The 13,380-nt window shown below is 40.8% G+C and carries 12 protein-coding genes; 9 read left to right on the forward strand and 3 right to left on the reverse strand.

Annotation, left to right across the window (positions count from 1 at the left end; genetic code table 11):
- Positions 1–86 precede the first annotated feature (86 nt).
- The 3 genes from HWV03_RS02680 to ptsG all read left to right on the forward strand — a co-directional run bounded on the left by HWV03_RS02680 (position 87) and on the right by ptsG (position 3,063).
- On the forward strand, positions 87–413 hold the full coding sequence (locus HWV03_RS02680; protein WP_211678342.1) for a YqcC family protein: 327 nt from the start codon (positions 87–89) through the stop codon (positions 411–413).
- A 27-nt stretch (positions 414–440) separates the two neighbouring features.
- A complete protein-coding gene (gene truC / locus HWV03_RS02685; RefSeq protein WP_211678343.1) occupies positions 441–1,196 on the forward strand; it encodes a tRNA pseudouridine(65) synthase TruC in 756 nt (251 codons plus the stop codon).
- A gap of 439 nt (positions 1,197–1,635) precedes the next feature.
- Positions 1,636–3,063 (forward strand): PTS glucose transporter subunit IIBC, encoded by a 1,428-nt coding sequence (gene ptsG / locus HWV03_RS02690; RefSeq protein ID WP_211673970.1) that lies wholly within the window; start codon positions 1,636–1,638, stop codon positions 3,061–3,063.
- A gap of 59 nt (positions 3,064–3,122) precedes the next feature.
- Here the strand turns inward: ptsG and dapD are convergent, their stop codons facing one another.
- From dapD to map, 3 genes are all read right to left on the reverse strand, one after another.
- Positions 3,123–4,154: a 2,3,4,5-tetrahydropyridine-2,6-dicarboxylate N-succinyltransferase gene (gene dapD / locus HWV03_RS02695; RefSeq protein WP_211678344.1), complete on the reverse strand. Its 1,032-nt coding sequence runs from the start codon at positions 4,152–4,154 to the stop codon at positions 3,123–3,125.
- 163 nt (positions 4,155–4,317) lie between these two features.
- On the reverse strand, positions 4,318–6,933 hold the full coding sequence (glnD, locus tag HWV03_RS02700; protein WP_211678345.1) for a bifunctional uridylyltransferase/uridylyl-removing protein GlnD: 2,616 nt from the start codon (positions 6,931–6,933) through the stop codon (positions 4,318–4,320).
- Between the two features lie 89 nt (positions 6,934–7,022).
- A complete protein-coding gene (gene map, locus HWV03_RS02705) occupies positions 7,023–7,862 on the reverse strand; it encodes a type I methionyl aminopeptidase (protein ID WP_211678346.1) in 840 nt (279 codons plus the stop codon).
- A 484-nt stretch (positions 7,863–8,346) separates the two neighbouring features.
- On the opposite strand from map, the gene rpsB reads away from it, so the two are divergent.
- From rpsB to HWV03_RS02735, 6 genes are all read left to right on the forward strand, one after another.
- A complete protein-coding gene (rpsB, locus tag HWV03_RS02710) occupies positions 8,347–9,075 on the forward strand; it encodes a 30S ribosomal protein S2 (protein ID WP_211678347.1) in 729 nt (242 codons plus the stop codon).
- A gap of 109 nt (positions 9,076–9,184) precedes the next feature.
- Positions 9,185–10,063: a translation elongation factor Ts gene (gene tsf / locus HWV03_RS02715; protein WP_211678348.1), complete on the forward strand. Its 879-nt coding sequence runs from the start codon at positions 9,185–9,187 to the stop codon at positions 10,061–10,063.
- A 77-nt stretch (positions 10,064–10,140) separates the two neighbouring features.
- Entirely contained in the window at positions 10,141–10,878 is a 738-nt protein-coding gene (gene pyrH, locus HWV03_RS02720; RefSeq protein WP_211678349.1) for a UMP kinase, read from the forward strand.
- A 153-nt stretch (positions 10,879–11,031) separates the two neighbouring features.
- Positions 11,032–11,589 (forward strand): ribosome recycling factor, encoded by a 558-nt coding sequence (gene frr, locus HWV03_RS02725; RefSeq protein ID WP_211678350.1) that lies wholly within the window; start codon positions 11,032–11,034, stop codon positions 11,587–11,589.
- Between the two features lie 65 nt (positions 11,590–11,654).
- Complete coding sequence (gene uppS, locus HWV03_RS02730; RefSeq protein ID WP_211678351.1) at positions 11,655–12,422, forward strand: polyprenyl diphosphate synthase; 768 nt, start codon at positions 11,655–11,657, stop codon at positions 12,420–12,422.
- 61 nt (positions 12,423–12,483) lie between these two features.
- Positions 12,484–13,380, forward strand: a complete 897-nt coding sequence (locus HWV03_RS02735; RefSeq protein WP_211678352.1) for a phosphatidate cytidylyltransferase — start codon at positions 12,484–12,486, stop codon at positions 13,378–13,380.

Below are 13,380 nucleotides of genomic sequence, written 5' to 3' on the forward strand. Positions count from 1 at the left end.
AAGATGCGAATTGGATTACGATGCGCTTTTGTATCTGGTCGTGGCTGGCGTATAATGCCGCTAAATTTGTTTCGTGAGATAATATTATGACGATCTATCTGCAGGCTCAGCAGTTATTAGTGGCGATTGAAGCTGAATTGAAAAGCAAGGCTTTATGGAATGATGTTACACCAAGTGCGGAAGCCTTCGCGAGTACGACGCCATTTTGTGTTGATACCATGCCTTTTACAGATTGGTTGCAGTTTATTTTTTTAGTTAAAATGGAACACCTAGTGGTGATGCAAATGCCATTACCAAATAAAATGGCAATCCACCCGATGGCGGAAGAAGCTTTTAAATCCCTTACTGTGGATACGCGAGAGTTGTTGGCCCTGATCTTATCGTTTGATCAGTTGTTAAATAAAAATAGTTAAATAAAGCTAGTCAGGTAATAAAGCATAATGTTAGATATTTTATATCAAGATGAATACTTGGTCGCGATTGATAAACCTGCAGGTTTGTTAGTTCATCGCAGTTGGTTAGACAGTCATGAAACTCAGTTTGCTATGCAAATGGTACGTGATCAGATTGGTCAGCATGTTTATACTGTACATCGTTTAGATAGACCCACATCAGGCGTATTGTTATTTGCATTATCAAGCGAAGTAGCAAGACAGATGAGCGAGATATTTCAGGCTCATGCGTTAACTAAACGTTACCTTGCTGTGGTACGTGGTTGGATTAATGAAGCGGGTACATTAGATTACGCCCTGAAAGTCGAACTCGATAAGATTGCGGATAAGCAAGCAACGCAAGATAAAGAAGCACAAGAGGCTGTAACGCATTATAAACCTTTGCATCAGGTGGAAATTCCGTATGCGATAAGTAAAAACCACCCGACGAGTCGTTATTGCTTAATGGAACTTGAACCTCAAACAGGTCGTAAACACCAATTACGTCGTCATATGAAGCATTTATTCCACCCAATAGTGGGCGATACTACCCACGGTGATGGTCGTCATAATGTGTTTTATCGCGAGCACTTTGAGTTGTCACGTCTGTTACTTATTGCAAAATCATTATCTTTTATTCACCCAGTTACAGAGCAGCCTGTACATATCGAAGCCGCCGTTGGTGAAGAAGTATTAGGGTTATTCGAGCAATTTGGTTGGCCTGCACAAGAAAGTAATTATTTACCGCAAATAGCAGAAAAATAGCGTTTTTTCGATTGTTAACGTACAGATAAACTTAGGCTACACTTTGTTACGTAAGTTTATCTGTAAAACTGATATCATCATCGGTTATTTTTTATTTCATTAATCTTCACTAATACGCCAACACCCATTCTTTTACTGTGTTCCAGGCTAAATTACAGCTTTGTAACGCATTTCCTAAAGCAAAAACCGTCTATGCAATCATCTTGGTTGTTTATGTACTGACGCCGTCATTAAAAAGTACGCCCAATTGTACCGTTTTGTACCATTGTGAGTGGCTATTCAAATCTAAACTGCCGATCCGGTAATTGTTATGACTATTGTTTTTGGCAGGCTATAGTTAACGCAACAAAGGAAGCTAACCATGCATCCTCAACAAATTTCAACTGTATCAGCTCGCTGTTGCAGTACTATTTAGTTTGTTCACTATTAGGAGTGAGAGATGAGTAACGCGTTTGCAAATCTACAGAAAGTAGGTAAGTCATTAATGTTACCTGTATCGGTGTTACCGGTTGCAGGTATTTTATTAGGTGTTGGTGCGGCCAACTTTAGTTTTTTACCTGAAGTTGTTTCACAATTAATGGAGCAAGCTGGTGGCTCGGTATTTGGTCAGATGGCGTTGCTATTTGCCGTTGGTGTTGCCTTAGGTTTTACCAAAAATGATGGTGTTGCAGGCCTTTCTGCTATTGTTGGCTACGGTATCATGACCGCCACGTTAAACGTAATGTCGACAGTGATGGGCGTTGAAAGTATTAACACTGGTGTACTTGGTGGTATCTTTGTTGGTGGCTTAGCTGGTTGGGCATTTAACCGTTTCTATCGGATCCAATTGCCTGAATACTTGGGCTTCTTTGCCGGTAAGCGTGCAGTGCCAATTATCACGGGTTTCTGTGCCATTGCGCTTGGAGCGTTACTTTCTGTTGTTTGGCCACCAATTGGTGCGGTGATCAGCACTTTCTCAGACTGGGCTGCCCATCAAAATCCTACATTGGCGTTTGGTATCTACGGTGTTGTTGAACGTGCGCTGATCCCATTTGGTTTACACCATATTTGGAATGTACCATTTTTCTATGAAGCGGGTACTTGTACCAATAATGCTGGTGAAGTTGTGCATGGTATTATGACGTGTTTCCTAACTGCTGATGATGCAACACGTGCTGCGGGTAATGGTTTTGGTCAACTTGCTGGTGGTTATTTATTTAAAATGTTTGGTTTGCCTGCTGCGGCAATTGCGATTGCGCATTCTGCGAAACCTGAAAATCGCGCTAAAGTCATGGGTATTATGGCATCTGCTGCGTTGACGTCATTCTTAACGGGTATTACTGAACCAATTGAATTTGCATTCTTATTTATTGCTCCTGTACTTTATGCAATCCATGCTTTACTTGCAGGCCTTGCGTATGTATTAACGAACTCTTTGGGTATTGTTCACGGTCATACCTTCTCGAACGGTTTTATTGATTTTGTAGTACAAGCTCCTCACGCTGAAAATATGCTGCTGTTAGTCGGTCTAGGCGTTATTTATGCGATTATCTATTATATCGTATTCCGTACAGTGATCCGTATGCTGGACTTGAAAACACCAGGTCGCGAGGATGACGATGAGGTTGCTGCAGTTGCGGTATCTACAGATGAAATGGCGGCTGAATTAGTTGCGGCATTCGGTGGTAAAGATAACATCACTAACTTAGATGCCTGTATTACTCGACTACGAGTAAGCGTTAATTCGGTTGATAATGTTAATCAAGACAAGCTAAAACAACTTGGTGCTAAAGCGGTAGTTGTCGCAGGTAGTGGCATTCAAGCTATCTTCGGTACTAAGTCTGATAATCTACGTACTGATATGGAAGACTATATCAACACGCTATAATGACTCACTAGATTGAGTTAAGCCACTGCACTTGCAGTGGCTTTTTTGTGAATCTAAAACTAGTTGTTTGAATGTAGCTCTGCGTTTAGTTCAACCGCAGATTTGTTAGTTAAACATTCAATCGTGCCTGAGATTGAATTACGACGGAATAACAGATCATCTTTACCGGCTAAATCACGTGCTTTAACTACTTCAACAGTTTGGTTACTTGCATCTAGCATTTGAACTTTAGAACCAGCTGTAATGTATAAGCCTGCTTCAATGGTACAGCGGTTACCGAGTGGGATCCCTAAACCAGCGTTTGCGCCAAGTAAGCAATTTTCACCCATTGAGATAACTAATTGGCCACCGCCACTTAATGTTCCCATGATAGATGCGCCGCCACCGATGTCAGAACCGTTACCAACCATCACACCAGCAGAAATGCGACCTTCAACCATGCTTGCACCTTCTGTGCCCGCATTAAAGTTGACAAAACCTTCATGCATGATAGTTGTACCTTCACCAACGTGAGCACCTAAACGCACACGCGCAGTATGTGCAATACGTACACCTGTAGGTACCACGTAATCTGTCATTTTAGGGAATTTATCAACACAGCTCACGGTCAATACTTCACCTGCAAGACGTGCTTCAATTTGACGCTCTGCAAGCTCAGGTAAATCGATAGGGCCTTGGTTAGTCCATGCAATGTTATGCAATAGACCAAAGATACCGTCAAGTACCGTGCCATGTGGTTTAACTAGGCGATGTGAAATCAGTTGTAGCTTCAGATAACCTTCTGCAACAGATGTGGGTTTTTCATCCGTAGCAAGTATAACAAGTACAAGCGGTTGTTTGCTGTTTGCTGCGGCGGTTGCAAATTTAGCATTCGCGGCATTATCATTTGCGGCGAATACAGTTGCAAGTTGTGTTGCGTGTGCAGGCGTTACTTCAATGACTTGATTTTGACCTGAGTAATTAACTATTTCACTAATGTCGGCAACCAGTTTGTCACTTGGGTTTAGCAGAGGATTAGGGAAAAAAGCTTCGATAATTTTACCTGCAGTATTTTTAGTCGTACTACCGAAAGCGAGTGAAAAAGTGGCCATAGCTGAGAAATCTCCATTTAGAATAAGGGCGTGATATTCATACATCACGCCGGATCTGAGTATATTTTCTATTTATTTTTTATTTATTACAATATTACCGTTAGTTCTATCACATTTATCTTTATTGTTTCAAAGAAAATTACCATTGTTATTTTCAGAGCAATTAGCTATCAGCCAATGCGGTAATCAAATTATGGCGTAATTCCGCTTGCTGTTCTGGTGATAGCGGCTGATTGTTATTACCCGAAATAATGAAGAAATCTTCTGCGCGCTCACCAATAGTTGAAATTTTGGCGTTATGTAGAATAATATTTTCTGAGCTCAAAATAGCACTGATTCGGGCTAGTAGCCCTGGGGTATCTAAGGTGATGATTTCGACAAAGGTACGCTTTTTCTTGGTTGCTAAGAACGTTACTTTGGTTTTTACTGAAAACTGTTTAATTTGTCGTGGAATACGCTGTTTTCTTAATACAGGCGCTTTACCTGTCTTTAATACCGTCTCTAATGCTGCTTGTAATGCATAAACACGATCCGTGGCGAGGGTATCACCGGTTTGATCCAAGATCACGAAACTATCGAGTACATAACCATTACGGCTTGAGGTGATTTTCGCATCATGAATGTTTAAGTTTTTATTCCCTAATGTAGATACAGCTGAAGCGAACAAATGCTTATTGTCTTTGGCATAAATAAACACTTCATTACCGCCGCGGGTACTATTTTGACTGATCAGTACCAGTGGTTGAGTGGGATCTTCGTGATTGAGAATACCTGTTGTATGCCAACAGATCTGGCTGGGATCATTACGTAAAAAATACTCGGAACGAAATGTGGTCCACAATGCTTGGATCTGTTCAGTGCTAAAACGGCTATTTTCCAAGAAGGCCAACGCAGTATCTTTATTATTTCTAATTCTGAATTTTGCATCGAGTGGATTTTCTAAACCTCGGCGTAATGCTTGTTGAGTTAAGAAATACAATTCACGTAGCAGTGAACCTTTCCAATTATTCCATAAGCTGTCATTCGTCGCGCAAATATCAGCGACAGTAAGGCAGTAAAGGTAATTTAAATGTTCTTGATCACCAATGGTTCGAGCGAACTCGGTAATGATTTCTGGATCGTGAATATCACGGCGTTGTGCGGTTACGGACATTAATAGATGGTATTTGACTAATCGAGACACCATTTTTCGGTCGGCCTTATTTATCCCGTGTTTCTTACAGAATGCGCGGACGTCTATAGCACCGATTTCAGAATGATTGCCCTTTTGGCCTTTCCCTATGTCGTGGAAAATGGCCGCAATGATCAATAATTCCGGTTTTTCTAAACGTGGGAATATCTCACAGCACAATGGATGAGTTTCTTTGGTCTTGTCCCATTTGTAAGAGTTAATGATCTTCACTAAACGGTGGGTATGTTCATCCACAGTATAGTTATGAAATAAATCAAACTGCATTTGGCCGAGGATGCGACTCCATTGCGGAATATAGGCAGCAATAACCCCATGCTTGTGCATTAATGTGATTGCTAAGCCGCACGCGTTGGGATGTTTAAATAACTGCATTAGCTGTTCACGACACTCGGGAATATCTTCTAACCAGGTCGTGAGCTTACGTCTGGCGTCACGTAATTCACGTATGGTGCTCGCATAAATACCAGTGATGTGTTCGTTATCAGCAATATGATAAAACAATTCGATAATAGCACTCGGACGACGCGTAAATAGGTCGGTGCTGGTGGTATCAATTAAACTACCACGGAGTTGAAAGTCTGCGGTAATATTACGCACATCCATCCCCACATGCCCGAGAATCGCTTGATTAAATAGCTGCAACAGCATTTCATTTAGCTCGGTGACCCGGCGGATAGTCTGATAAAACTGTTTCATCATGGTTTCGACAGCTTGATTACCTTCACCACGGTAACCGAGTGCTTCGGCGACCGTGGTTTGTCTGTCGAATAATAGGCGGTTATCACAGCGTTTTAAACCTAGGTGCAGCGCAAAGCGCACTCGCCATAAGAAATTTTGGCAATCTTCAAGCTCGTGGTATTCACCTTTGGTTAAAAACCCGTGATTAGTTAATTCGAAGAAACTATTTGAGCCAAAATGACGACGAGTGATCCACAGAATAGTCTGTAAATCGCGCAAGCCTCCAGGACTGCTCTTTAGATCCGGTTCTAAGTTATAAGATGAACCTTTAAATTGGTGGTGACGAGCGAGTTGTTCTTCATGCTTGGCTTGGAAAAAATCTTGGCTTGGCCAAAAAGTTTCAGGGTCAATAATGTCTTGTAACTGTGCGTAAGTGTCTTCAGAACCGGTGATCAAGCGCGACTCTAATAAATTAGTCGCAATAGTGATATCAGCTAAACCTTGTTCTAAACATTCATTAATGGTGCGAACACTGTGGCCAACCTCTAAGCGTAAATCCCATAACATAGTGATGAAGAGTGATATTGCCTGCTCTTGTTCTGTGGTTAATGGCAAGGTTGTTGTAATAAGTAAATCAATGTCTGATTTAGGGTGTAATTCACCACGTCCATACCCTCCAACGGCAACCAAAGCGAATTCAGACTGTTTTGCCAAACCAAATTTTTGCCAAAGGCGATTGAGTAACTGATCCATGTATTCTGCGCGGCAAGATACTAACGCAATAATATCATCACCATCAAAAAATCGTTGTTCAAGCCAAGCCTGAAACTCTTGCATGTGTGATTTACAATGACGAAGTGTTAACTCTTCATCTAAGAGTAATGCGGGTGCATATTGAGTTGGATCCATACGACGCCTTCCTGGAGTTCGATAGAGAGATGGGAGCAGCAGGGCGCTGATCCCATGTTAGCTAATATAACATTAGCGTTATCTATTTTTTAGTTTTTTAAGATACGCGGAATAGTTTCTTCATCACGTAATGTCATAATTTCACAACCGTCTTTGGTTACAACAATCGTATGTTCCCATTGCGCTGAGTTTTTGTTGTCTTTGGTTAACACTGTCCAATGGTCATCGGCGACTTCATTGTGCTTTTTACCCGCGTTGATCATAGGTTCAATCGTGAAACACATGCCTTCTTTAAGCACTAGGTTTTGGTTGCTTTCGTTGAAGCGTGATTTGTAATGTAATACCTGTGGCTCTTCATGGAATTTTTCACCAATACCGTGACCACAGTATTCTTCTACGATTGAGTATTTACGTGTTGGGTTCGCTTTATTATGAGTCTTGATTTTTTTCTCAATGATCTCACCAATACGACTTAAACGCGTACCTGGTTTAACTTGACGTAAACCTTCGTATAATGCTTCTTGCGCAATACGACATAACTGCTTATCACGTGGTGAAACGTCACCAACGAGGAACATTTTGGATGTATCGCCGTGTAAGCCATCTTTAATGACGGTAATATCAAGGTTAACGATGTCGCCATCTTCTAACGGGCGGTCATCTGGCACACCGTGACAAACAACGCTGTTAATTGATGTGCAGATCGACTTTGGAAATGCTGTGTCATCATTTTCATCGTAACTTGGGTAGAACAGTGGTGCAGATAATGCGTTGTTTGCTAAAGTGAATTCATGGCAACGATCATTTAACTCCTGAGTAGTCACCCCGGCAACTACAAACGGTTCTATCATTTCTAGTACTTGTGCTGCTAATCGACCCGCAACGCGCATTTTTTCGATTTGATCTTCAGTTTTAATGATTACGCTCATTTTTCACTCTTTAATATGTAGGTTTTTTGTTTTATAGCTATTATTGTAACGCTAATGAGAGTAAGAAGCCTAAATTTTTTTTGTGGATTAAGGACTCTATTTAAGCGCCTGCTATTTATAGGTATTCAGCGATAAATAAATAATTAATTTAATGCCGATAAATATCCGAGTAAGCCGCTAGATTAAAGGTTATTCGGTGTATTTATTTACCGGAACAACCGCAAAAAAGACGCCACAAAATTTGTGCTATTTATCTAAATATGATATAAAGCGCGCAATGAATTTAGTAAATGTCTGTAACTGGTTATTTGCTAAATCTCATACACATAAATTTTATATAAATCACACACACATCGTCACATTTGTCGGGGTGCTTTTATTTTGTTTGTTGATTGCTTGCTTTTGCTCGCTTTTAGTTAGAAATAAAGGTCGAAAAAATGGGATGTGTGGAGGCCTAACCCCATACAAATTTAAGGAATTTAAAATGTCTACAGTATCAATGCGCGATATGCTACAAGCCGGTGTTCATTTCGGTCACCAAACTCGTTACTGGAACCCTAAGATGAAGCAATTCATCTTCGGTGCTCGTAGTAAAGTACATATCATCAACCTAGAGCAAACTGTTCCTATGTTCAACGACGCACTTGGTTTTATCAAGAACGTTGCAGACAAAAAAGGTAAAGTTCTTTTTGTTGGTACTAAAAAAGCTGCTGGTGAAACAATCAAAGAAGCTGCACTTTCATGTGACCAGTTCTACGTTGATCATCGCTGGTTAGGCGGTATGTTGACTAACTGGAAAACAGTTCGTCAATCAATCAAACGTCTTACTACTCTAGAAGCACAATCACAAGACGGTACATTCGAGCAACTTACTAAGAAAGAAGCTCTAATGAACACACGTGAAATGATCAAACTAGAGAAAAGCCTTGGTGGTATTAAAACTATGGGCGGTTTACCAGATGTTCTTTTCATTATCGATGCTGACCATGAGCACATCGCTATTAAAGAAGCTAACAACCTAGGTATCCCAGTAGTAGCTATCGTTGATACTAACTCAAACCCAGACAACATCGATTATGTTGTACCTGGTAACGATGATGCGATCCGTGCTATCAAACTTTACGCTGGCGCAGTAGCTGCAAGTGTAAACGAAGGCCGTAATCAAGACATCGCTGCACAAGCTGAAAGCGATTTCATCGAAGAAGCTAAATAATAAAGCTTTTCGATTTGATCGATGCTCTTATTAACTAAGTGCACTATTTAGTTAACAGGAGCCGTATGGCTCCTGTTTTTTTTCGTATAAGAAATTGAGGAAATTACCCATGGCAATTACTGCTGCAATGGTTAAAGAACTGCGCGAACGTACAGCTGCAGGCATGATGGATTGTAAAAAAGCGCTTGTTGCTGCTGAAGGCGACATGGAACTAGCAATCGAAAACATGCGTAAATCAGGCGCTGTAAAAGCGGCTAAAAAAGCAGGTCGTATTGCTGCTGAAGGTGTTATCAAAACTAAAATTGGCAACGGTGTTGCGATTCTTGTTGAAATTAACTCTGAAACAGACTTCGTTGCTAAAGATGCAAGCTTCCTAGCATTTGCTGATCAAGTTGCAAACGTTGCACTTGCTGGTGAATTCAACACGGCTGAAGCACTTCTAGCTGCTAAATTCGATGCTGAATTAACAGTTGAAGAAGCACGTGCTAACCTGATTGCTAAAATCGGTGAAAACATCAACGTACGTCGTGTTTTAGTTGTTAAAGGTGAAAACCTAGCTGAATATGTACACAGTGGTACTATCGGTGTTGTTACATCACTTAAAGGCGGTGACGCTGAATTAGCTAAGAAAATTGCTATGCACGTAGCAGCAGCTAAGCCAGAGTTTGTTAAACCTGAAAATGTACCAGCTGAAGTTGTTGAAAAAGAAAAAGCAATTCAAATCGATATCGCAGTGAACAGTGGCAAACCACAAGAAATCGCTGAGAAAATGGTTGCTGGTCGTATGAAGAAATTTACTGGTGAAGTTAGCCTTACTGGTCAAGCTTTCATCATGGACCCTTCAAAAACTGTTGGTCAACTTCTTAAAGAAGAAGGCGCAGACGTTGAAACATTTATCCGCATCGAAGTGGGTGAAGGTATCGAGAAAGCGGAAGATGATTTCGCCGCTGAAGTTGCAGCTACAGTAGCAGCAGCGAAAAAAGCATAATTTCATTATTGCTTAAGATTTAATACAGACCGCGGCTTAGGCTGCGGTTTTTCCACAATTAGGATAAAGAGATCATTATGACTACCAACCCGAAACCTGCATATCGTCGTATTTTATTAAAGCTTAGCGGTGAAGCGCTGATGGGAGAGGAGAATTTTGGTATTGACCCTAAAGTTCTAGATCGCATGGCACAAGAAATCAAAGAAATTGTTGAGTTAGGTGTTCAAGTTGGTTTGGTTATTGGTGGCGGAAACCTATTCCGTGGAGCAGGTCTGGCTGAAGCGGGTATGAACCGTGTAGTGGGCGATCACATGGGCATGTTAGCTACTGTGATGAATGGCTTAGCAATGCGTGATGCACTTCACCGTGCTTATGTGAATGCTCGTTTAATGTCTGCAATTGAATTACGTGGCGTATGTGACAGCTATAACTGGGCTGAAGCAATTAGCTTATTAAAAACTGGTCGAGTCGTTATTTTTTCGGCGGGTACAGGTAACCCATTCTGTACAACTGATTCTGCTGCGTGTTTACGTGGTATTGAAATTGAAGCTGACATTGTATTGAAAGCAACAAAAGTTGACGGTGTATACTCTGAAGATCCAGTGAAAAACCCTGATGCTGAATTTTACTCTAATCTTGAATATCGTGAAGTTGTAGAAAAAGAGCTTAAGATCATGGATTTATCGGCGTTTACTTTGGCTAGAGACCATAATTTACCTATGCGTGTATTTAACATGACTAAGCCAGGTGCTCTACGTCGTGTTATTATGGGTGAAGCTGAAGGCACATTGATTTCAAATGCAGCAAAGAAATAAAACTGGATCTCAAATTCAGTAAATAAATACAATAGTTTAAAGTTTAGAGGGATTATGACAAGACCTCTAAATTGAATTGATTTACACTAAGTAAGTAAATTCTCATAGATAAGACAGTGTTAAGCACTGCTCGACAAATTTAAGGAAGACGTTGTGATCAACGAAATTAAAGATGACGCTCAGACTCGTATGAGCAAAAGTATCGAAGCATTGAAAGGTCAACTATCTAAAGTTCGAACTGGCCGTGCACACCCAAGTATCCTAAACGGTATTACGGTTTCTTACTATGGCGCTAACACTCCACTAAACCAAATTGGTAATGTTGGTACTGAAGATTCACGTACACTAAGCATTACTGTATTTGATGCAACTATGGTGCAAGCGGTAGAAAAAGCTATCATGATGTCTGATTTAGGCCTTAACCCACAGTCTGCAGGTACGAATATCCGTATTCCATTACCAGCACTAACTGAAGAGCGTCGTAAGAGTCTAATCAAAGTTGTGCGTGCAGATGCTGAACAAGGCCGTGTTGCGATCCGTAATATCCGTCGTGATGCGAATGGTGATATTAAAGCACTATTAAAAGAAAAAGAAATCGGTGAAGATGACGATCGTCGTGCACAAGATGAGATTCAAAAACTGACTGATACATATATCAAGCAAGTTGATTCTGTATTAGCAGATAAAGAAAAAGACTTAATGGAAGTGTAATTTATTTTGCATGCTTAAAACGCCGTGTTTTGACGCGGCGTTTTAATTTTTGATGGATAGAAATAATGGTAAACACCAGCGAACTCGAAGCGTTAGTTAATGACTCGAAACCTAAGCACGTTGCGATCATCATGGATGGCAATGGGCGTTGGGCTGAGCAGCGTGGCAAAATACGCATTAAGGGGCACCATGAAGGTGTAAAGTCTGTCCGCCAAGTTGTGACTAGTGCATTAGCGATTGGAGTTGAATCACTTACGTTATTTGCTTTTAGCAGTGAAAATTGGCGTCGACCTGAAGCTGAAGTTAACATGTTGATGAAATTATTCATGACAGTGTTAAGCCGAGAAGTTAAAAAACTACATAAGAATAAAATCCGTCTAAACATCATCGGCGATATATCTGCTTTTAGTCCTGCCATTCAAACCAAGATCGCTGAAGCTCAAGCGTTAACCATGAATAACACCAAGTTAACCCTTAATATTGCAGCCAATTACGGTGGCCAATCAGATATTGCTCATGCAGCTAAGAAAATCGCTACCGCCGTTAAAAGTGGTGCAATTAGTCTCGATCAAATTGATGATAAAATGCTAGGTCAACATGTCGAAATGGCTGACCAACCTGCCGTGGATCTGATGATCCGTACTGGCGGTGATCACCGAATCAGTAATTTTCTGTTGTGGCAATTAGCTTACGCGGAATTGTATTTCACTGATATATTATGGCCTGATTTTGATCATGACGCCTTTGAAGATGCCATCTTTAGCTTTGTAAACCGAGAGCGTCGTTTTGGCGGTACTGGCGAACAAGTCAGAGCTATTTTAACAAAGCAGTAATAAACACATATAAGTAAGTACTTAGATCTCATGCTGAGTACTTTTCAATAGGAGAACAACTTTGCTTAAGCAACGAATTACGACCGCGTTAATTTTAGCGCCATTAGCGCTTGCCGCTATTTTTTTGTTACCCCTGCAATGGTATGCGCTTGCAATTGCGGGTGTTTTTATCTTAGCAACAAAAGAATGGGCTGTATTGGTTGATAAGAGTAATAGTAAATTACCCAATGCCTTGATTGTCGGCTATTCCCTTATTCTTGGTGCATCATTATTAGTTATTCCACCTGATGTTCGTAATATTTGGCAAGTTACTAATGGTGAAATTGTTTTAGTACCATTAGTCAAAGGTATTTTAACTGTCGGTGCTGTGTGGTGGTTAATTTGTGCTGGATTAGTTTTGACGTATCCAAATAGCGCTAAAGTATGGACTAAAAATACACTTGTCAAAGTTGTGTTTGGTATCGTTACGCTAGTGCCTTTTTTCTGGGCTATGTTAGCACTACGCTCTTATGATTATGCGCATGACCAGATGTCAGGTTCATGGTTAGTGATGCTAGTGATGTTCTTAGTGTGGGGCGCGGATTCGGGTGCTTACTTTACCGGTAAAAAATTCGGTAAGAATAAACTAGCACCAAAAGTTAGCCCTGGTAAAACGCGTGAAGGTTTTCTGGGTGGCGTTGCAGTATCAATGATTATTGCGTTAATTGCTGCCGTTGTGATGACAGTATCCCCTTCAGGGGAACTTGATGGCTCTAAGCTTGTCGTAGTTCTGTTCACGTGCTTTGTAACGTCAATTTCATCAACATTAGGTGACCTTAACGAGAGTATGTTCAAACGTGAAGCGGGTGTAAAAGACAGTGGTACATTATTACCTGGTCACGGTGGTATCCTTGATCGGATTGATAGTTTAACTGCGGCATTACCGGTATTTGCTGTTATTTATTTAGTTTGGTTTTAA

Origin of the sequence: Moritella sp. 36 (genome assembly GCF_018219415.1) — a bacterium.
GTDB lineage: Bacteria > Pseudomonadota > Gammaproteobacteria > Enterobacterales > Moritellaceae > Moritella.